Here is a 19,823-nt window from a genome sequence, read left to right as displayed (position 1 = left end):
GCGGTGCGCGCGGTCCGCGCCGACCGCCACTCTTGTCGTCCTCCTCCTCAGCGGCGAGTCTTCGTACGTGAGCGGCACCGAACCCGTTCGTGAAGGGAAGACATCCGTGGACACCGCCTCATCCCTCCCCCGTCGTACCCGTGTCGGCATCGTGGGGGCTGGCCCGGCGGGGCTGCTCCTGGCCAGGCTGCTGCACGGGCACGGCGTCGACTGTGTGGTCCTGGAGAGCCGTGACCGCTCGTACGCCGAGCAGCGTCAGCGGGCCGGGATCCTGGAGCAGAGTGCCGTCGACGCCCTGCGTGCGAGCGGGGCCGGTGCGCGTCTGGACCGGGAGGGCATCGCGCACGACGGCATCGAGCTGCGCTTCGACGGCCGGTCCCACCGCGTGGACTTCCCGTCGCTGACGGGTGGCAGCCGCGTGTGGGTGTACGCGCAGACGGAGGTCGTCAAGGATCTGATCGCCCTGCAGCTCGCCGAGGGCCCACCGCTGCTGTTCGAGGCGGAGGCGGTGTCGGTGTCGGGTGCGGACCGGCCGGTGATCGCCTACCGGCACGGGGGCACCGAGCGGACGCTGCAGTGCGACTACGTGGTCGGCTGCGACGGCTTCCACGGTGTGACCCGTCGGTCCGTCCCCGAGGGCGTACTGCGGTCGTACTCCCGGGCCTATCCCTACTCCTGGCTGGGCATCCTGGCCGATGCTCCCCCGGTGTACGACGAGTTGGTCTACGCGCACTCATCGCGTGGATTCGCCCTTGCCAGCATGCGTTCGCCTGCCGTGAGCCGACTGTACCTCCAGGTGCCGAACGGGGAGGACCCCGCCGCCTGGTCCGACGACAGGATCTGGGACGAGCTCGACGTCCGGCTGGCCTCGGCGGGCAGCCGGAAGCTGGAACGGGGGCCGATCACGGCCAAGTCCGTGCTGCCGATGCGCAGTCAGGTCACCGAGCCCATGAGCCACGGCCGGGTGTTCCTCGCCGGGGACGCGGCGCACATCGTGCCGCCCACCGGCGCGAAGGGGCTGAACCTCGCCGCCGCCGATGTCGTGGTCCTCGCCCGTGCGTTCGCCCAGCTGGAACGGACCGGCTCCTCCGAGCTGCTCGACGCCTACTCCGAGACGTGCCTGCGACGCGTGTGGCGGGCCGAGCACTTCTCGTACGTCATGACGACGACGCTCCACACCGATCCGGCACAGAGCGCATTCGAGGCCCGTCTCCAGCTCGCGCAGCTGCACAGGATCGCGGACTCGCCGCATGCGGCTGCGGAGTTCGCCGAGAACTACACGGGCCACTTTCCCGGGTGGGCGTGATCCCGGCCGTCGGCTGGACGGCCGACGACCGGGACCTCATGGTGCCTGGACCTCATGGCGCCGGGATCTCATGGCGCCGGGTCACTCACTCCAGAAGGTCGGCATACGCCCCCAGAGCCAGTGCGATGTCGGCCTGTGCCCAGAACCGGTGGTAGGTGAAGACCGGCGCTGCTCCGCCGTCCAGATACGCCTGCACCTTGGGCCAGTTCGGGTCGTCCTCGTAGAAGGAGCGGATGGAGAGGAAGGTCGAGTCGTTGTTGACGGTGTCGCCGTTGGGCATGGCGCCCGTCCAGCCGCTGGGGACGTACACCGGGTCGTCGAACCGGTTGTAGTCGGCCCGGGTCTCCGGCACCGCCACACCTGCGTCGTCCTGGTAGTGCCCCCACATGCCGTCGAGCAGTGCCTCGGCCGTTGCCTTCGCCTCGGTGTCACCGGACTTGGCGGCGTAGTAGGTAAGGGTCCTGGCGTAGGCCCCTGCCACCCCGACGTCGTTGGTGTAGTCGGCGACGGTCACGTGAAGTCTGTCGTTGGCACCGGGACTTGACGCGTTCCAGGTGTCGGGCGCGCCCGACCACTTGAGGGTGGACGGCATGAGGTAGGTGCCGTCCGGGTTGATGGTCGTCTCGGACAGGGCCCAGTCGACCCACTTGTCGAGCACGGCCTTGGCCTGGGCGTCACCCGACTCGTGGTAGTACTCGGCGACGCGTTCCATCGACCACGCCTGGAAGCCGAACCACTGGTTGGACGGCGGGTCGTGGTAGACGGGCTTCTCGTCGTAGTACATGCCGTAGAAGGTCGGCGTACCGGCCGGCGGCTGGGCGTAACTGCCCTTCCAGCTGTTGGTCGCACCGCCCGCGATGGCACCCTCGTCCGACTGCAGCCACTGATAGAAGTCCAGCTGCCGGTCCAGGCTCTTGGCCCAGTCCTGCTGCCCCGTAGCCGACTTGGGCTTGAGGCCGGCCGACGCACTCAGGGCGTAGGCGGCCATCGGGTTCTGGTATCCGCCGTGGGCGTGGCTGGAACCGATGCGCCAGGACCAGCCCGCCGAGGTGTCGGTGGCACCGCCCCAGGCGTAGTACCAGGACATCAGGTAGTGCGCGCTGTCCTTGCCGCTTCCGGCCGGGCAGGCGGTCGGACCGACGCAGTTGCCGATCTTCTTGAAGTACTTGTCGAACATCGAGTAGCGCAGATAGTCACCCATCTTCGCCGCCTTGCCGACGGTCGCCGCGACCTCGCTCGCCTTGCCCTGCTCCTTGGCCCAGACATCGGCCCAGTAAGCGGCCTGCACGGCACGGGCGTCCGCGTCCGGAGCGTTGGTGAACTTCCACTGCTTGGCGTACGAGGCGTCCCCGGTGAAGAGGTCCAGATAGCCGCTGTCGCCGCCGTAGGTGAAGTTGTCGCAGGTCGGGTGGGTGACGGTCTCCCATACCGACTCCTGCGGTCCGCGCTGGAAGGTGTTGATGTACGACGGTCCGGTCTCGGTGGGACCGGCCGAGCACTTCCCTCCGGGCGTGTTGCCGTATCCGTAGACGTTGTCGACGTCCTGGATCCAGTGCATGCCGTAGATGTCGTCGGTGCCGTACGCGCTCTTCAGCTCGGCCGCGATCGGGTCCGATCCGGAGGCCGCCGATCCGTCGAGTACCGCCGGGTACTCGTTCGGGGTGTCGTGCTCGGGCGCGTAGGTGGCGGGCTTCGAGGCGTTGTAGAAGGAGTTCGTGGGCTGGTCGGCGTGGGTGGGGATCATGTACTTCTCCATGGTGGCCCACGCACCGTTGAACTTCGTCCAGTCCCCGGTGAGCTTCCCGTACATCGCCTGCAGCCAGATCAGATAGCTGTAGGCCTCCGATGTCGTCTCGTGCCCCTGGTCGGGGGCCTCGACTATCAGAGTCTCGACGGAGTGGTACGGAATACCTTCCGGCGAGAAGTAGCCGTTCGCCGGGTCGGTGATCTTCCCGTACAGCTCGAGGAAGCGCGCGTCGTACTCCTTCGCCGCGGCCAGCTGGGTGACGGTGACCTCGGCCTTGCTGTGGCCGGGGGCTGTCACGGTGAACGTCGCGGCTCCCGTACCGGAGGCGTCGGCCGAAACGGTCACCTTCTGGGCCGTGGACCAGTTCGACGGAGTGAAGCTGAGGCTCGCGCCGGCGGTGACGGCGAGACCGGAGTTGCCTGCTGTCCTGGCCACCCCGACAGTGACCGCAGACGTCGGCGCGGTGGAGAGCGCGACGTTGAACGTCCCCGACTTGCCCTGCTGGACTCCCAGTTGGGCAGGCGTGGCAACAACTGCCGGACCGGAGCGGACAGTGATGCCCGCAGGCGTCGACTCGGCCGAGGCTCCGAGACTGTCGTACGCCCTCGCGTAGACCGAATGGCTCCCCGCGGACAGACCTGCGGCGCTGTAGGTGTAGGGGGACGTGGTGTCGGTGCCCAACAGCGTCGTGTTGTCGTAGAACTCGACCTTGCTGATCCCCGCCCCGTCCGCCGCCGCCGCGGTGGCGGCCAGTGGTACGGAATCGCCGGCGGTGAAGACGGCGCCCGCCGCCGGAGAGGTGAGAACGGTGATCGGTGCCTTGTGGGCGCCCGCACAGACCGTGCCGTTGACGGAGAAGGCGGTCGGGGCGGCGTTGGTGCCGCTGTAGCTGAACTGTGCGCCCGTGGAGACCGCGGCCCCGGCGGCGATGCCACCGTTCCAGGCGGCGTTCTTGACCGTGACGGTCTTCCCGGACTGGGACCAGGTGCCGTTCCAGCCGTTGGTGAGCTGCTGGTTTCCCGTGTAGGCGTAACTCAGGGTCCAGCCGTTGATCGCGGCGGAGCCCCGGTTGGTGACGGTGAGCTCGGCGCTGAAACCGGATCCCCAGTCATTGGCCTTGTAGTCGACGCTGCACTCGACGGCCGCGGCCTGGGCCGGGGTGTTCGCAGCGGCGGTCATGCCCAGTGGAAGAGCGAGTGTGACGACGAATGCCGTCCACAACCGTCTGGATCCGACTCCAGTTCTGGCGGATCTTCTTCGTAACCATGTTCTTCGTGCGCTTCCCGATGGCATGCGCGGGTTCCTCCTCGCGGCTCGGCGACATGGGGGGCAAGCGGGGTTGAACACAAGCCTTGAACCAGTGGGAGCGCTCCCAGCATGGGGACGAGGAAAAAGAGAGTCAAGAGACTTGAAGAGTCGAATTAATTCGATAGCAAGAGATGAGAACAGGTGTGTTGACCGACACCACTTGACGCTCTAACGTCAAGCCACACCAGTGGGAGCGGTTCCATCAGTCGACGTGCCGTAGGGGGCGCGCCCGATCTGCAAGGAGTCGCTCATGCGACACCCCCCGCACCTATCGCACCTGTTCAGGCTGCTCCTCGGAGCAGTGCTCGCCACGGCCGGCCTGGTTGCCGCACCCATGGTGACGGCCTCCGGATCCGCCCCCGCATGCACGGTGGAACACAGCACTGTGAGTCAGCGGGACGGCGGCTTCCAGGGATCCGTCACGCTCACCGACCTGGGTGCAGCGAGCAGTGCCGTCACTACGGCGAGCGAGGGCTGGAACGGAGCACTCGCGAACGGCGCGAGGGTCATCTCCGGCTTCCTGGCGTCCGGTGCGGGGTCCGGGTCCACACCCGGTGCGTTCGGGCTCAACGGCACGCTCTGCACAGCGGATCCGGACCCGGATCCGACCGATCCCACTGATCCGGCCGAACCGCCCGCCCCTGCCGGGGAACCGCCCCGACCGAAGGTCTCCGGCAATCAGCTCGTCGACGAGAACGGCGCGACCCGCCGCATCCTCGGCGTCAACCGCTCCGGCGGCGAACTCATGGGCGCGCAGGGCCGTGGCATCCACGACGGCCCGGTCGACGACGCCTCCGTACAGGCGATCGCCGACCGGAACGCCAACACCGTCCGAATCCCTTTGAACGAGGAGTGCCGGCTGGGCCTGGACACGATAGACCCGCGAGGTGCGGGCGAGAACTCCATCAGCGCCGTGAAGGACCTGGCCGACGGGTCGGGGAGCACGGCATGACAACCACGGTCGAACCGCACTGGACCTGGGGGCAGTACACCGGAAGCCCGGCGGACTGCTCCGACGCGCACGCCAGTTGCGGGAAGCCGATGCACAACTCCCGCTGTACACCGGACTTCTGGCCCTCGGTCGCCTCGGCTCTCAAGGACGATCCGACCGTGGTGTTCGATCTATTCAACGAGCCCTGCCACGACCGCTGCTCCCGCGGTCGAGCAGGCCCGGACCTGCCGGCGGGACGGCAGCTCCGGCACCGGCCCCAGGACCCGGCGGGCAATCTCGCCGAGGCCTGGCATGTCTACAAGTCAACCTCTGTGCGAACGAGGACTGCTGGAACTCCCCGCTCGCACCGGTCGCCGCCGATGTCCCCCTCGTCGCAGACGAGATCGGCGAGAACACCTGCTCCCACGGCTGTGCCGGCGGGGTCATGCAGTGGTTCGACGACCGCGGGCTCTCCCAGCTCGGATGGACCCGGAACCCCGGGGACAGCTTCACGGGCCCGTCCTTGATCAGCGACTACGACGGTACCCCCACCCCGTACGGAATCGGGCTGCGCGATCATCTGCGCGCCCTCGACAGTTGAGGAAACGGAATTCGTATGAGCCGCACGAGCCGCACCACCATGCGCCGATCACGAACAGCACTCATAGCGGCGGGAGCACTTGTCGCCGCAGCCGCCGGCTCCGCAGCGGCGGCAGCACCCTTCGGGGCCTCGGCTGCCGCGGCGGCGGGATGCACCGTCGACTACAAGATCCAGAACCAGTGGAACGGCGGACTCACGGCCGCCGTGAGCGTGACGAACACGGGTGCCGCCATCTCCACCTGGCAGCTCGAATGGTCCTTCGCCGGCGGCGAGAAGGTCAGCCAGGGCTGGAACGCCACCGTGACGCAGAGCGGCGCTGCCGTCACCGCCAAGAACGTCTCCTACAACGGCACACTCGCCTCCGGAGCCTCCACCTCCTTCGGGTTCAACGCCACGGGCAACGGAAACAGTGCCGTTCCCGCGACCTTCAAGCTGAACGGCGTCACCTGCAACGGGTCCACGGAGCCGACCGACCCGCCGGACCCCACGGATCCGCCCACCGATCCTCCGGCGGGCAGCCGTGTCAACAACCCGTACGAGGGCGCGAAGGTCTATGTGAACCCGGAGTGGTCGGCGAAGGCCGCCGCGGAGCCGGGTGGCACCCGGGTATCCAACCAGCCCACGGGTGTCTGGCTCGACCGGATCGCCGCGATCGAGGGCGCCAACGACGGAATGGGCCTGCGCGACCATCTGGACGCGGCTCTGACGCAGAAGGGCTCAGGCGAACTCGTCGTCCAGCTCGTCATCTACAACCTGCCCGGGCGTGACTGCTCGGCGCTCGCCTCCAACGGTGAGCTCGGCCCCACGGAGATCGGCCGCTACAAGACGGAGTACATCGACCCGATCGCGGCGATCCTCGGCGACGCGAAGTACGCGGGGCTGCGCATCGTCACCACGGTCGAGATCGACTCGCTGCCGAACCTCGTGACCAATACCGGCAGCCGCCCCACCGCGACCCCTGCCTGCGACGTGATGAAGGCCAACGGCAACTACCAGAAGGGCGTCGGCTACGCGCTGAACAAGCTCGGTGACGTGCCCAACGTCTACAACTACATCGACGCGGGGCACCACGGCTGGATCGGCTGGGACGACAACTTCGGCGCGACCGCCGACATCTTCAAGGTGGCGGCGACGACCGAGGGCGCGACCGTCAACGACGTACACGGCTTCATCACCAACACGGCCAACTACGGCGCGACGAAGGAGGACAACTTCTCCATCGGCGACTCCGTCAACGGCACGTCCGTGCGTCAGTCGAAGTGGGTCGACTGGAACCGCTACACAGACGAGCAGTCCTACGCTCAGGCCTTCCGCCAAAAGCTCATCTCGGTCGGCTTCAACTCCGACATCGGCATGCTGATCGACACCTCGCGCAACGGCTGGGGCGGCACGCAGCGGCCGACCGGACCGGGTGCGTCCACCAGCGTCGACACCTACGTGGACGGTGGCCGTTACGACCGGCGCATCCACCTGGGCAACTGGTGCAACCAGGCCGGAGCCGGTCTCGGCGAACGGCCGAAGGCCGCCCCCGCAGCCGGGATCGACGCGTACGTCTGGATGAAGCCGCCGGGTGAGTCCGACGGCTCCAGCAAGGCGATCCCGAACGACGAGGGCAAGGGATTCGACGGGATGTGCGACCCGGCCTATGGCGGTAACGCACGCAACGGCAACAACCCGTCCGGAGCGCTGGGCAACGCCCCGGTTTCCGGACACTGGTTCTCCGCCCAGTTCCAGGAGCTCATGAAGAACGCCCACCCGGCGCTCTAGTTTCCACGTCGGCCGGTTCCGGACGCTCCCCCGCCCGGGCCCGGCCGACGGCTCCACATCCGGCCGATGAGGGCGCGTCCGCGGGCGGCCGACGCGGACGCTCTCCGGCCGGAAGAGACCTTGGCGGGAACCGCCTTGGCGGACCCGGACCTGTTCCTGATACCCCTCTTCGCACCGGCACCGGCACCGGCACCGGCACCGACCTTCGTCCTGATACCGGCCTTGTTGCCCGCACCGGTCCTGGCACCGGCCTTGCTCTTGGTGCCCGGCTTGCTCTTTGCCCCTGTCCGGTCCGCGGCCTTCCTCGTAGGCTTCGTCCTGGCAGTGTCCTCCACGGGCGGCACGTCGGAAAGGGCGTGGTAGCGACGGCTGATCCGCCGGCCCACCAGCGCGTAGCCGAGCAGAGCGCCGCTCGTATTGAGGATCACGTCGTCGACGTCGAAGGCCCGCCCGGCGACGAGCGCCCCCTGCGTGAGTTCGACGACCGCCATGACCAGCCCGGTCAGCAGGATCATCCGGATCATGCGCAGCCGACGCGGCACCAGGATCGGCAGCAGGACACCGAAGGGCGCGCCGAGCAGAAGGTTGCCTCCCGCCTGTTTGCACGCGGCCAGGAAGGTGTAGTCCTGCGCGTACTGCCGCAGCGACCGCCCCGGCTGCAGGTTCGAGGTGACGATGCCCTCGGACGCCGGCGAGGGGGTCAGCGTCACCTTCGCCAGGACGACGGAGAACGCCACAAGGCTCAGAAATGCCGCGATCAGCACCAACACGCGCAGCGCAAGACGGCCCCAGCTTCGGTGTTGTGCACTACGATTCGCCTCTACAGTCATGGCGGAACGGATGCCCCCAACCCTGACAGCCACACCCGGAGTCGGGTGCGACGATGTGGACATGAGCGCATCGGACAAGAACGAGCTGCTGGCGCAGGCCGTGCGGCTGCGTGAACAGGGCCACCCCGAACAGGCCAGGGAACGCCTGCTCTCCCTCACCGCCGACTATCCCGATGCCGTGGACGTGGCCTATCACACCGCCTGGGTCCACGATGTGCTCGGCCTCGAGGCCGAGGCCGTCCCGTACTACGAGCGCTGCCTCCAGGGCGACGCCCTCCGTGAGGAGGACCGCCGGGGAGCGCTGCTCGGGCTCGGGAGCACCTACCGGGTGCTGGGCAGGTTCGGGCAGGCCGTCGAGACGCTGCGCCGCGGTGTGTCGGAGTTCCCGGACGACGGCGCGCTGCGGACGTTCCTCTCCATGGCACTGTTCAACACCGGCGAGCATCACGAAGCCATGCAGATTCTGTTGCGCCTCGTCGCGGAGACGAGTGACAGCCCCGGAGTGCGGAGGTACCGGCCCGCCATCGAGCACTACGCGACGGACCTCAACCAGACGATGTGAACCCGACCCGTGGGCAGCCGGCGGACCGCTCGCAGCAGCCCGGGAGCAAAAAGGAGCCCCGGCCGGATCGGGGGAATCCAGCCGGGGCGGCTTGTGTACGGGGTGCGAATCTCGGTCGCCGCGCGCGGGCGCGGCCCGCTCGGTCCCACGTATATATGAACGATAAACCACCGAGGGCCGTTCCCGGGAATCGGCAGCCGCACATGTGATCCACACCATGCTCACCAGGGACGATGTCAGCCCTTGACGTCTCCGGCCGCGCCGAAGCGGCGCCGGAACTGTTCGATACGACCGGCCGCGTCCAGCACCTGGCGCGTACCGGTGTAGAAGGGATGACTGGCCGACGAGGTCTCCACGTCGATGACCGGATACGTGTTGCCGTCCTCCCACTCGACGCGTCGCTCGGCATCCGCGGTCGAGCGGGTCAGGAAGGCCGTTCCGGCGGCGATGTCACGGAAGACCACGGGACGGGATACGGGATGGATGCTGGACTTCATGGGCGTTCCTTCCTCACGGACAAGGGTCCTGCCGGGCGGCGTGAGCGGTCAGCGAACCTCACGGAAGAGGACGTGCGCTCCCGCGGCCGGGTCGTACTTGCGCAGCTCGAGCCGGTCGGGGCTGTTGCGGCGGTTCTTGCGTGTCACATAGCTGTGGCCGGTTCCGGCCGTGGACCGGAGGGTGATGACCGGCCTGACCTCACTGCGTGCCATGGGCACCTCCAGACGAGAGCACCGACCCCCTCCCCGTAATGGGAATGGGTATCGTTTTCGTTCTGGTCGGGTAACGCGGCCAGGGCCACCCGCATTCCCGGGAACCGATCCGCCCGTCGGAACACCTGCCCGACGCACACTTGTCCATCGCCGCGGACACCACCGGCGGCGCCTCCTCGGACCGGGCGCCGGACAGGACCCCGGACCGCAGCGGCATCACTGATCCAACGGCTCCCGGAGCACGCATATGCCCTGATCCCCGCAGAGGTGCGCCGCGCGACAGCCCCGCACGCGGGCGTACACGCAGCCGCTCACGCCCGACGACTTGCGTCAACACCCGCGTAAAGGCAAGGGTGTTCGGCGAGACCTCACCTCACTCGGCCGACGGCATATGCCGGAAGCAACAACGCATCGAGTGTTGCCAAATCCCTTACGGGCTCCCCGAGCCTGTGCAACAGTCGTGTTCGGTCCACCCCCATGAACCGGCCGTGCCATGCCTGTATCGGAGTACGAGATGCCGTCCCATACGTTCGCGGACCGCCCCGCCCCCCAGCCGCCCGAGCGAGATGCCGTCGAGGCGTTGATCAGCCGGACCCGACGGCTGCGCGGAGACGTGGATGCCGTGCGGCGGGACACCTCGGTCATCGAGGAGGACGACCCCCAGGTGCGCTGGCAGCGCGCGCTCTGCGATCTGGCCGTCCACCAGCTCGACGACCTCGGTGAGCACCTGGGACAGCTCAAGGACGGCATTCCGGCGGAGGCGGACGACGAACCCGCCGGGGCGGCCGACGGGGACACGACGGACGTACCGCGGCCCGGCTCGCTCCTCAGCAGGGTGGGCAGCGCCGAATGGAATCTGCTCACCGACGAGGTCAGCTGGTCGGACGAGCTCTACCAGATCTTCGGCAGGTCACCGGAAACGGAGCCGCTGTCCCTGGACGAGCTGCCGTCCCTGCTCCTCGCCGAGGACCAGCCCCTGCTGATGTCGATGGTCACCGACTGCCTGGTCGACGGCAGGCCGATAGACGGCGAATTCCGGATCCTGCTGCCCGACGGCCGGATGCGCACGGTTCACATGATGGGCGAACCCGTTCTCGACGCCGACGGCTGCACCGCCTCGATGTGGGCGGTCCTGCGCGATGTCAGCAGGCTCCGGCGCAGTCAGCACCTCATGAGCCGGACCCGGGACTCGCTGCGGCGCGGACAGCAGATCGCGCGGACCGAGCACCGGATGGCCGTGGAACTGCAGGAGGCCGTGCTGCCCCCCTGGCGCGGATCACTCGCCACTCCCGGCCGGGGCTCCGGCGCCCTGGACACCGCCGCCCACTATCTTCCGTCGGAGTCGAGCAACCTGATCGGCGGCGACTGGTACGACGCGCTGCAGCTCCCCGACGGCAGGACACTGCTCACCGTCGGTGACCTGACGGGCCACGGAATCCCCGCCACCTCGGCCATGGCGATGCTGCTGGGCGCGCTGCGCGGCATGGCGATGGCCGGCATCGAGCCGGGCGCCGTGATGGGCCATCTGAACCAGCTGATCGAATCCTCGGTCCAGCCCGTTCTGGGCAGCGCCGTGTGCTGCCGGTTCGACCCTGCGACAGGCACGCTCGCCTGGGCGCAGGCAGGTCACCCCGCGCCGCTGCTCTTCCGCAACGGAGTGGGGCGTCCTCTTCCGATGCCGGACGGCGTGCTGCTCGGCGCGGCGTCCGCCGTCTCCTACGAGCAGGACCAGGTGACCCTGCTTCCCGGCGATGTGCTGATGCTGCACACCGACGGGCTGACACGGCAGAGGGACCGCAGTGCCGGCCCGGACGCGCTGCTGGGCCTGGCCCCGCGGTTCGCGCAGGCCCGCACGGCGCAGGACTGCGTAAGGACTGTCGTCGAGGAGTTCGGCGGAACCGAACGGCTCGACGACGCATGTGTGCTGGTGGCCCGCGTCGGGGCATGAGGAATCGCAGGACGGCACGACCGCCCGTGGATGTGCTGATTCGCTGCTCCGACTGGGCCGGACGACGGCACTGCGCCGGTCGACGGCGCCCCGGATCAGATCTGTGAGCCCCTCGGCTTCTGGGTGAACGTGCTCTGCGGCAGGGCGAGTTGGATCTCCTCGCGAAGGTCCTCGATCTTGGCGTACCCCGCGAACTGACCGGTGAGCCGGTACATCTCGCGCAGGCGGTCCCAGGTGCGGTGGGAGGAGGTCTCCCCCATCGACACCAGGGCGAGCCGTGCGTACCGGTCGGCCTGCTCGGGGTCGTCGGCGATGAAGCAGGCCGACGCCAGCGAGATGTAGTCGAAGATCTTGGACCGCTGACGACCGTTTATACGGAGCTCGAGCGCCTGCTTCGCGTGGCGCTGGGCCGTGCCGGCCACAGCCGGATCGTGCTCCGCGAGCGTACGGAACGCCAGGGCCTGCATGCCGTGCATGTCCGCCTCGTCGAACATCTGCATCCAGCTCGGGGGCGGCACGTCGCCCTTGTCCGAGACGAAGAGCTCCTCGGCCTCGCCGAGCGTGCGCCGCATGGCTTGTCCGCGCCCCATGGACGCCTGGGCCCAAGCCTCGATGGTGTGCAGCATCGCTTGTGTGCGGGGCAGAGTCTCCTCCCCCGAACCGGACTTGGCGAGCTTCATCAGGTCCAGGGCGTCGTCCGGACGGCCCAGATGAACCATCTGGCGTGCCGCGCGAGAGAGGGCCTCGCCGGCCCTCGGCCGGTCTCCCCCCTCGCGCGCCGCATGCGCGGCGATGACGAAGTACTTCTGGGCGGTGGGTTCGAGGCCTACGTCGTGGGACATCCAGCCCGCGAGGACTGCGAGGTTGGCGGCGACGCCCCACAGCCGGCGCTGCAGATGGTCGGGGTGGTGGTAGGCGAGCATGCCTCCCACCTCGTTGAGCTGGCCCACGACGGCCTTGCGCTGAAGCCCTCCGCCGCGTGAGGCGTCCCAGGCACGGAATACCTCGACCGAGCGCTCGAGGGCCTCGATCTCCTCGGATCCGATGGGGGCGGCCTCGTACCGGTCGAAGCCGGCCGCGTCGGCGTACATGGGGTCGTTGAGGCCGGCTGCCTTGGCCGCCGGGGCGGGGTCGGAATGCAGCCAGTCGTGCATGGCGCCTGTGATGGCTGAGCCAGCGGCGAGCGCGGCGCCCGCGCTCACCAAGCCGCGTCGGTTGAGCATGAGGTCCATTCCCGTGAATTCGGTGAGGACCGCTGCCGTCCGTTCGGGCGCCCACGGCATTCCGTCGGGATTCTTCTCCGTCCCGGTGTCCTGCCGTTTCCCCACACGCCCGCGTCGGCCGAACCCGAGGTCCTCGATGGTCACGACACGGCCGAGCCGCTCGGTGAACAGAGCTGCCAGCACTTCGGGCACGGGATCTCGGGGGGACTCCCCCATGTCGATCCAGCGCCTGACCCGCGAGGTGTCGGTGGCCAGCTGGAGGTGGCCCATGGCCGCCGCCTGCCGGTTCACCATTCTCGCTAGCTCCCCCTTGGACCATCCGGCCAGGCCGAACAGATCAGAAAGGCGGGTGTTGGGTTCTCCGGTCACGTCAAGCCCCCAGGTTCTCGGCTGACTTGACACTAACCCGCTGTCAGATGCTGAGTGACTATTCGCCAGGCTTCGCCAGGGTGCGCCAGATGGTCCACTACCCATGACCCGGTGTCAGGTAGGAGTGCGCCACCCCGCCCGGCAGCCCTCGGGACTCCCCAGGGTGCCGAACGGCCGTCGGCCGGGGCGGCGCACGTAACTTGTCGGCGCACGAAGGGATCTGTCTCGCCCATGTACACAGCATCGTCCTCCGTGTCCGCCCCACCCCGCGCGTTCCGCCCCATGGGTGCGGGCGGCGGGCCCTTTCTCGACCCCAACGCCGCCTCGCCGGCGTCCGGCATGGGTCGGACCCGGCGGGCGGCGGGCACCGGCGCCCAACCCCTCAGCGGGCGACTCGACTTGTCCGGCCCTCAGGGTGCGCAGCTGAGGATGGCCATCGCCTCGGTGCACCGCATCTGTCCGGAGTTCAATCCGGTCCAGGTGCTGCGTCGCAGTGGGCGCTCGGTGCTCATCGTCGGCACCACCGGCCGTGCGACCGCGGTGGCCAAGTGCTTACTGGACCACTCCCCCGTGTGGACCGAGCGGTTCCGGCACGAAATAGCTGCGTACCGCGCCTTCGTCAGGCATCGTCCACCGGTTCGGGTCCCCCGACTCATCGCAGCCGACCCCGAGAACTGCACGCTGGTGATCGAGCGGATGCCCGGCCGGGTCGCGGCGCTGACGAGGCACCCCGCGGAGGCACCGCCCCGGGCGGATGTGCGGGCGGCCCTCGGAGCGGTCAGCAGGATCAATGCCTGGCGACCTCCGGCGGGCCTGTTCGACGCACCGCTGGACTACGCCTCACGCATCGCCAGGTATCACGAGTTGGGGCTCTTCACCGACCGTGATCTGGGTGACCTGCAGAAGTTGTTGCACGGTCTGGCCCACGCGAGCGGCCGGGGGGGCATGGGCCAGTTCTGTCACGGTGACGCGCTGCTCTCCAACATCCTGCTGCCGCCCACCGGCCCGGTGCTGGTCGACTGGGAGCACGCCGGCTGGTACCTGCCGGGCTACGACCTGGCGACGCTCTGGACCGTACTCGGTGACGCACCGGCGGCGCGCCGCCAGATCAGCCAGCTGGCGCAGGCGCCGGGTGCCGCGGCACGTGATGCGTTCCTGGTGAACCTCATGCTCGTACTGACCCGGGAGATCCGGACGTACGAGACCGCCGTCCAGCGTGCGATGCGCGAAGGGGCGCCGTCGGGTGGCGGCCAGGCCCGGCAGGGCGCGCTCTCCTCGGGCGAGGAACAGCGTCTGCTGCTGCGCAGGTTGCACGACGACTGCGCCATGGCGCGGCGCGCCGTGCGCGCCGCAGTGGGCACTCGCTGAGCGCGCCGGGCCGGAGAACCTGACCGACGGGGGACGAGTGCTGCGGGACCGGTGCCGACACGCCGGTCCCGCAGCATGTTGACCGGTTGTTCTCAGCGCACCCGTTCCACATCCACGTCGGACGCCTTCACGAACGCGATCCGGTGCCCGATCTGCACCGTCAGGTACTTTTGTGCGCCGGTGAAGTAGGTGTGGTCGTACGGCTTCGACGCGTCGATCGTCGGCGCGTAGTAGTAGCCGGTGGGCGCCTCACCTCCGCCGGGGAACGCCTGCCCCGCCTTGATCGTGTACACGAGGGGTGTGCCCACCGTCGGCTTCACGAAGTCCGAGGGGTACTCCCCCTTTTCCGGGTACGCCACTCCGTACACCGGCACCTCGGTCCTGCCCGCCTTCGGCCTGACGACGAGGCCGGACGTGGGAACGGTGACCCGGGTACCGCCGGGAGTGCGGAACCACGCCTTCTGGCCGTACCACCAGATCGCCGTCCAGCCCCGGGCCCGTTCCGCGACGACGGCCTGCTGGGTGGCGCTGATCTTGCTGCCCCAGTCGGCTGCGCAGTTGGTGCCCGCCGAACCGTCCGGGTGCAGCCCCGGGTCGGAGAAGAGCGGGGCGTCGTCGGAGGGCCCGGTGTGCAGCGGGACCGCGCTGCTCCCCTGCAACGGCAGGTCGACGCCCTTCTCACAGTCGCGGAACGCCTGCTCGTTCCTGGCGAAGTCGGGGCTGACCGTGACCAGTTCGCTGTCCTTGGGTGCACTGGGCACGGCGGGTCTGCCGAGCAGGGCCATGAAGCGGTTCCAGTCCCAGTACGGGCCCGGGTCCCAGTGCATGTTCCTCGTACCGGCCGCGCCGGTCGGCGGCACGCCGTCGTGGCCGAGGATGTGCTGCCGGTCGAGGGGGATGTCGTACTTCGCTGCCAGGTGACGCACGAGCCGGGCCGTGGACCGGTACATCTCCGGGGTGTACCACTTGGCGCCCTCGGCAGCGACACCCTCCTGCTCGATCCCGATGGAATGGGTGTTGAGGTACCAGTTGCCCGCCTGCCAGGCGACGTCCTTGTTCTTCACCATCTGGGTGACGTGGCCGTCGGCCGAGCGCACCACGTAGTGGGCGGAGGTCTGGTTGAGCGGGTTCTGGAAGATCTTCAGGGTGGTGTCGTAGTCCACCTCGGTGTCGTGCAGGACGATGAACTTGACCGGGTTGCTGTGCGGCCGGTCCGCCGTGTCGTAATTGCCGTACGTGTCCTTGTCGGCCGGATCGCCGGTCTGCTGGTAGGCCGCCGGTACCCAGTCGCAGTTGAGGCTGCGCGGGCATTCCGGCCGTACCGCGTCCGCGCCGGCCTGCGTCGCGGGGGCGAGGAGCGCGACGCTCAGCGCTCCCGCGGTGGTCAGTGCGAGTGCGAGCCTGGTCCTCTGTTTGGACGTCATGACAACCCTTCCTGGGCCGGGCCTACCGGAGGCGTTCCCGAGGTGATCTCAGCGTTCCGCCGTCGGCGGACACTCTGTGACGTGAGGTGTTGGTGAGTCAAGAGCACAGTGGGCCACGGGTATTGAGCTTGTGTGACTATTTCGGACTGTGCGTGCCCCGGATGGCCGAGGGGTAGTGCTGCCGCCGACAGGACCGGTCCGAGCGGACCGGGCGGAGTTCTCGAAAGGCCGACGCACACATGGCACAGCCCTTCTCCCTTCCGGACTTCTACGTGCCGTATCCGGCGCGTCTCAACCCTCATGTGGAGGCGGCCAGGAGCCATACCCGGGAGTGGGCGCGCGGAATGGGGATGCTCGAGGGGTCCGGCATCTGGGAGGAGAAGGACCTCGAGTCCCATGACTACGCGCTGCTGTGCGCGTACACCCACCCCGACTGCTCGTCCGAGGCCCTCTCCCTGGTCACCGACTGGTATGTGTGGGTCTTCTTCTTCGACGACCACTTCCTGGAACTGTTCAAGCGCACTCCGGACCGTGAGGGCGGGAAGCGGTATCTGGACCGGCTGCCCGCCTTCATGCCGATGGAGCGGGGGGCGGCGACGCCCGAGCCAGCGAACCCGGTCGAGGCGGGTCTGGCCGACCTCTGGGTCAGGACCGTGCCGGCCATGTCCGACGCCTGGCGGGCCAGGTTCGCCGAGGCTACGGAGAATCTGCTCAACGAGTCCCTGTGGGAGCTCGCGAACATCAACGAGGGCCGGATCGCGAACCCCGTCGAGTACATCGAGATGCGGCGCAAGGTGGGCGGCGCACCCTGGTCGGCGGGGCTGGTGGAGTACGCGGCGAATGCCGAGGTTCCGGCGTCGGTGGCCGATGCGCGGGCACTGCGGGTGCTGCGGGACGCCTTCTCCGACGGGGTCCACCTGCGCAACGACCTGTTCTCGTACCAGCGTGAGGTCGAGGACGAGGGCGAGAACAGCAACGGTGTGCTCGTCCTGGAGACGTTCCTGGGCTGCTCGACCCAGGAGGCGGCCGAGGCCGTCAACGATCTGCTGACCTCGCGGCTCCAGCAGTTCGAGAACACGGCCCTCACCGAACTCGGGCCCCTCTGCGCGGAGAGGGGGCTCACACCCGAGGAGACGGTCGCCGTGCTCGCGTACGTCAAGGGGCTTCAGGACTGGCAGTCGGGCGGCCACGAGTGGCACATGCGCTCCAGCCGCTACATGAACGGCGGTGGCACGGACGGCGCTGTGCCCGGTTTCGGAATGGCGGCCGCCTCCATCCGCTTCACGCCCCGTTCGGAGTCGGCCCGTCTGCGCGGCCACACCCATGTGCCGTACCAGCACGTCGGCCCGTCCCTGCTGCCCGACTTCGACATGCCGTTCACCACGACGCTGAGTCCGCACCTGGACGGGGCCCGGGTACGGATCGTGGACTGGTCGCGCCGGATGGGGCTTCTGGAGGCTCAGCCGGGTGTGCCGGGTTCGCACATCTGGGACGAGGAACGGCTTGTCGCGGCCGATCTGCCGCTCTGCGCCGCGGGCCTGCACCCCGACGCCACGCCCGACGAGCTCGACCTGTCATCGCAGTGGCTGACCTGGGGAACGTACGGCGACGACTGGTTCCCCGTGGTGCACGGCCGGACGCGTGACCTTGCCGGGGCCCGGCTGGCCAACGAGCGGCTGTCCCTCTTCATGCCCTTGGACGGGACGTCCGTGCCCGAGCCGGTCAACGCCCTGGAGCGGGGGCTGGCCGACCTCTGGCGGCGGACCGTCGAGCCGATGGACGCGAGCGGGCGCCGTACGTTCCGTGACGCGGTCGAGTCGATGACGGCGAGCTGGCTGTGGGAGCTGGCGAACCAGGCGCAGAACCGGATCCCGGACCCGGTGGACTACGTCGAGATGCGCAGGGCGACGTTCGGCTCGGATCTGACGATGAGCCTGTGCCGGCTGGGTCACGGCAGGAAGGTGCCGGACGCTGTCTACCGCAGTGGTCCCCTGCGCTCCCTGGAGAACGCGGCGTCGGACTACGCCTGCCTCGTCAACGACCTGTTCTCGTACCAGAAGGAGATCGAGTACGAGGGCGAGGTGCACAACGGTGTCCTGGTCGTGCAGAACTTCTTCGGGGTGGACTATCCGACGGCCGTGTCGATCGTGGACGATCTGATGAATTCGCGGATGCGCCAGTTCCAACACATCGCCGAACGCGAACTCCCCGTGCTGTACGACGACTTCGGACTGGACGCGGAGGCGCGGGAGGTCCTCGCGGGCTATGTCGTGGAGCTCCAGCACTGGATGGCGGGGATCCTGATCTGGCACCGCGACTGCCGGCGTTACCGGGAGGAGGATCTACGGCGGGGCACCGGTGCCCCGTGGCATCTCAGTGGCCCCACGGGGTTCGGTACGTCGGCGGCACGGGTGACGCAGCTGCTGACCGCGCAGGGACGTTTCAGCCCTGCTGGAAGAGCTCCGCTGGCAATGGCTTCAGCAGCGCGTACAGGTCGTCCGTGATCGGCCGGTCCCAGCTGGCGATGGTGACCAGCACGCCGTCGCTCCGGTCGAACTGAACGCAGGAGATACGGCTCTCCGAGAGCTTGACCCTGCGCACGATCAGAAGGCCGTCCCCCTGCATGACGGGGACGTCCTCGGTGCCGGTCACCTCGACCGGCTCGTCGTTCTCGAGCGCGAGGAGGAGCTGGGCGACCTCGAACGGGACCTGGCCCTCCTCGGTCTCGCGGGCGGGCGACCCCTCCGGCAGATTGCCGATGATCATCGCCGGGCCGCGGCCGCCGAACAGGTCGTAGCGCAGAAAGACGCCCTGACAGCTCCCGTCGGGAGCGGGGAGCAGACCGGCGCCGAGGTTGCCGGGCCAGTCCCCCGGATCCATGGCCAGGACGTCGAAGTCCGGGCCCGCGGGTGTGGCGGCGCTACGGCGGCGGAGGAAGGACATGCAGCCATGTTACGTGTCCCGGCTCACGTTGCGGAGCCGGGCACTCCCTAAGCGGACTCCGCGGCCAGCGCTTCCAGCAGCTCGACGGCTTCGGTCGCACGCGCGTACGGAACGAACAGGTGGTCGTGGTGGAATCCCGCGACCACGTTGCAGCTCACCCCCGCGTCGGTGAGGGCCAGCGAGACCGCCGCGGTCAGGCCGACGGCGTCCAGGGAGGAGTGCACCCGGAGCGTGATCCAGCCCGCGACGAAGTCGTGGGCCAGTCCGGACTCCAGCGCCTGCGCCTCGGGTACCACCAGGGTCAGCCCCTCGCGCTCGGTGACGGCGACCACCGGGGTCACACCGCCGGGCACCTCACCGTCCGGCACCGTCGTGAAGACGTAACGGCCGGGATTCAGCTCCGGTCGCATGCCGTGCAGCAGTTTTCGCAGATCGCGCTCGCCGGTCATGGGGGCAACGTTACGGCTCTCCTGTGCGGTGCCGCTCGTGGTGACGGCACCCGCACGGACGCCGGGGCACGGCTCACACGAGGTCGAATTCGCCGTCCCGCGCGTTGATCACGAAGGCCCGCCACTCGGCCGGGGTGAAGATCAGCGAAGGGCTGCCGGGTTTGCCGGCGTTGCGCATCGCCACGAATCCCTCCACGAAGGCGATCTGGACATCACCCGCACCCTGGCTGCCCGACCGCCAGTCCGCGTCACTGAGGTCGAGCTCCGGCTTGTCCCAGCTGGCGAACTGCTGGCGGCCGGTGGTGCTCTCCGTCACGGCTTCTCCTCCCGCTCGTCG

General features: G+C 68.8%; 15 protein-coding genes and 1 pseudogene. 7 read left to right on the top strand and 9 right to left on the bottom strand.

Going from position 1 to position 19,823, the window contains the following annotated elements:
- Positions 1-106: 106 nt before the first annotated feature.
- Positions 107-1,306, top strand: a complete 1,200-nt coding sequence (locus tag OG844_RS43105) for a 4-hydroxybenzoate 3-monooxygenase (RefSeq protein WP_406387805.1) — start codon at positions 107-109, stop codon at positions 1,304-1,306.
- An 85-nt stretch (positions 1,307-1,391) separates the two neighbouring features.
- Here OG844_RS43105 and OG844_RS43100 read toward each other — a convergent pair whose 3' ends face one another.
- Positions 1,392-4,232: a glycoside hydrolase family 48 protein gene (locus OG844_RS43100; RefSeq protein WP_406387806.1), complete on the bottom strand. Its 2,841-nt coding sequence runs from the start codon at positions 4,230-4,232 to the stop codon at positions 1,392-1,394.
- A 379-nt stretch (positions 4,233-4,611) separates the two neighbouring features.
- On the opposite strand from OG844_RS43100, the pseudogene OG844_RS43095 reads away from it, so the two are divergent.
- Together OG844_RS43095 and OG844_RS43090 are read left to right on the top strand one after the other, a co-directional pair.
- Positions 4,612-5,893: pseudogene (locus OG844_RS43095) on the top strand (cellulase family glycosylhydrolase).
- A gap of 15 nt (positions 5,894-5,908) precedes the next feature.
- On the top strand, positions 5,909-7,660 hold the full coding sequence (locus tag OG844_RS43090; protein ID WP_406387808.1) for a glycoside hydrolase family 6 protein: 1,752 nt from the start codon (positions 5,909-5,911) through the stop codon (positions 7,658-7,660).
- On the opposite strand, the gene OG844_RS43085 is transcribed toward OG844_RS43090, so the two are convergent.
- The gene (locus tag OG844_RS43085) at positions 7,657-8,490 is read right to left on the bottom strand and encodes a VanZ family protein (protein ID WP_406387809.1); all 834 of its coding nucleotides are present in this window, start codon (positions 8,488-8,490) and stop codon (positions 7,657-7,659) included. The genes OG844_RS43090 and OG844_RS43085 overlap by 4 nt on opposite strands.
- A gap of 61 nt (positions 8,491-8,551) precedes the next feature.
- Between OG844_RS43085 and OG844_RS43080 the strand changes: the two genes are divergently transcribed.
- Entirely contained in the window at positions 8,552-9,052 is a 501-nt protein-coding gene (locus OG844_RS43080; protein WP_406387810.1) for a tetratricopeptide repeat protein, read from the top strand.
- Positions 9,053-9,288: 236 nt separating this feature from the next.
- Here the strand turns inward: OG844_RS43080 and OG844_RS43075 are convergent, their stop codons facing one another.
- Together OG844_RS43075 and rpmG are read right to left on the bottom strand one after the other, a co-directional pair.
- A complete protein-coding gene (locus OG844_RS43075; protein ID WP_406387811.1) occupies positions 9,289-9,549 on the bottom strand; it encodes a type B 50S ribosomal protein L31 in 261 nt (86 codons plus the stop codon).
- 48 nt (positions 9,550-9,597) lie between these two features.
- The gene (gene rpmG, locus OG844_RS43070) at positions 9,598-9,762 is read right to left on the bottom strand and encodes a 50S ribosomal protein L33 (RefSeq protein ID WP_406387813.1); all 165 of its coding nucleotides are present in this window, start codon (positions 9,760-9,762) and stop codon (positions 9,598-9,600) included.
- Positions 9,763-10,276: 514 nt separating this feature from the next.
- Between rpmG and OG844_RS43065 the strand changes: the two genes are divergently transcribed.
- Complete coding sequence (locus OG844_RS43065; protein WP_406387815.1) at positions 10,277-11,710, top strand: PP2C family protein-serine/threonine phosphatase; 1,434 nt, start codon at positions 10,277-10,279, stop codon at positions 11,708-11,710.
- A gap of 95 nt (positions 11,711-11,805) precedes the next feature.
- On the opposite strand, the gene OG844_RS43060 is transcribed toward OG844_RS43065, so the two are convergent.
- Positions 11,806-13,302, bottom strand: coding sequence for a hypothetical protein (locus tag OG844_RS43060; RefSeq protein WP_406387817.1), 1,497 nt, complete (start codon positions 13,300-13,302; stop codon positions 11,806-11,808).
- A 231-nt stretch (positions 13,303-13,533) separates the two neighbouring features.
- Between OG844_RS43060 and OG844_RS43055 the strand changes: the two genes are divergently transcribed.
- A complete protein-coding gene (locus OG844_RS43055) occupies positions 13,534-14,670 on the top strand; it encodes an aminoglycoside phosphotransferase family protein (protein WP_406387818.1) in 1,137 nt (378 codons plus the stop codon).
- Between the two features lie 92 nt (positions 14,671-14,762).
- Here the strand turns inward: OG844_RS43055 and OG844_RS43050 are convergent, their stop codons facing one another.
- Complete coding sequence (locus OG844_RS43050) at positions 14,763-16,094, bottom strand: N-acetylmuramoyl-L-alanine amidase (protein ID WP_406387819.1); 1,332 nt, start codon at positions 16,092-16,094, stop codon at positions 14,763-14,765.
- Between the two features lie 239 nt (positions 16,095-16,333).
- Between OG844_RS43050 and OG844_RS43045 the strand changes: the two genes are divergently transcribed.
- Positions 16,334-18,598: a terpene synthase family protein gene (locus tag OG844_RS43045; protein WP_406387820.1), complete on the top strand. Its 2,265-nt coding sequence runs from the start codon at positions 16,334-16,336 to the stop codon at positions 18,596-18,598.
- Here the strand turns inward: OG844_RS43045 and OG844_RS43040 are convergent.
- The 3 genes from OG844_RS43040 to OG844_RS43030 form a co-directional block, all read right to left on the bottom strand.
- Positions 18,537-19,037, bottom strand: coding sequence for a hypothetical protein (locus tag OG844_RS43040; RefSeq protein WP_329214424.1), 501 nt, complete (start codon positions 19,035-19,037; stop codon positions 18,537-18,539). The genes OG844_RS43045 and OG844_RS43040 overlap by 62 nt on opposite strands.
- A gap of 47 nt (positions 19,038-19,084) precedes the next feature.
- Positions 19,085-19,486 carry an ACT domain-containing protein gene (locus OG844_RS43035; RefSeq protein WP_406387822.1) on the bottom strand — a complete coding sequence of 134 codons (402 nt, stop codon included), beginning with the start codon at positions 19,484-19,486 and terminating at the stop codon, positions 19,085-19,087.
- Positions 19,487-19,559: 73 nt separating this feature from the next.
- Entirely contained in the window at positions 19,560-19,802 is a 243-nt protein-coding gene (locus tag OG844_RS43030) for a DUF397 domain-containing protein (protein ID WP_406387823.1), read from the bottom strand.
- Between the last annotated feature and the right edge of the window lie 21 nt (positions 19,803-19,823).

The sequence above is a fragment of the Streptomyces sp. NBC_00887 genome (assembly GCF_045207585.1).
Note: the sequence above shows the minus strand (reverse complement) of the source record. Positions and strands in the feature narration are given on the sequence as shown.

What these genes read in the sequence shown, in the direction of transcription:
- OG844_RS43100 (WP_406387806.1), bottom strand. Translation starts at nt 4,232, where the DNA reads ATGACCGCCGCTGCGAACACCCCGGCCCAGGCCGCGGCCGTCGAGTGC.
- OG844_RS43090 (WP_406387808.1), top strand. Translation starts at nt 5,909, where the DNA reads ATGAGCCGCACGAGCCGCACCACCATGCGCCGATCACGAACAGCACTC.
- OG844_RS43085 (WP_406387809.1), bottom strand. Translation starts at nt 8,490, where the DNA reads ATGACTGTAGAGGCGAATCGTAGTGCACAACACCGAAGCTGGGGCCGT.
- OG844_RS43080 (WP_406387810.1), top strand. Translation starts at nt 8,552, where the DNA reads ATGAGCGCATCGGACAAGAACGAGCTGCTGGCGCAGGCCGTGCGGCTG.
- OG844_RS43075 (WP_406387811.1), bottom strand. Translation starts at nt 9,549, where the DNA reads ATGAAGTCCAGCATCCATCCCGTATCCCGTCCCGTGGTCTTCCGTGAC.
- rpmG (WP_406387813.1), bottom strand. Translation starts at nt 9,762, where the DNA reads ATGGCACGCAGTGAGGTCAGGCCGGTCATCACCCTCCGGTCCACGGCC.
- OG844_RS43065 (WP_406387815.1), top strand. Translation starts at nt 10,277, where the DNA reads ATGCCGTCCCATACGTTCGCGGACCGCCCCGCCCCCCAGCCGCCCGAG.
- OG844_RS43055 (WP_406387818.1), top strand. Translation starts at nt 13,534, where the DNA reads ATGTACACAGCATCGTCCTCCGTGTCCGCCCCACCCCGCGCGTTCCGC.
- OG844_RS43050 (WP_406387819.1), bottom strand. Translation starts at nt 16,094, where the DNA reads ATGACGTCCAAACAGAGGACCAGGCTCGCACTCGCACTGACCACCGCG.
- OG844_RS43045 (WP_406387820.1), top strand. Translation starts at nt 16,334, where the DNA reads ATGGCACAGCCCTTCTCCCTTCCGGACTTCTACGTGCCGTATCCGGCG.
- OG844_RS43040 (WP_329214424.1), bottom strand. Translation starts at nt 19,037, where the DNA reads ATGTCCTTCCTCCGCCGCCGTAGCGCCGCCACACCCGCGGGCCCGGAC.
- OG844_RS43035 (WP_406387822.1), bottom strand. Translation starts at nt 19,486, where the DNA reads ATGACCGGCGAGCGCGATCTGCGAAAACTGCTGCACGGCATGCGACCG.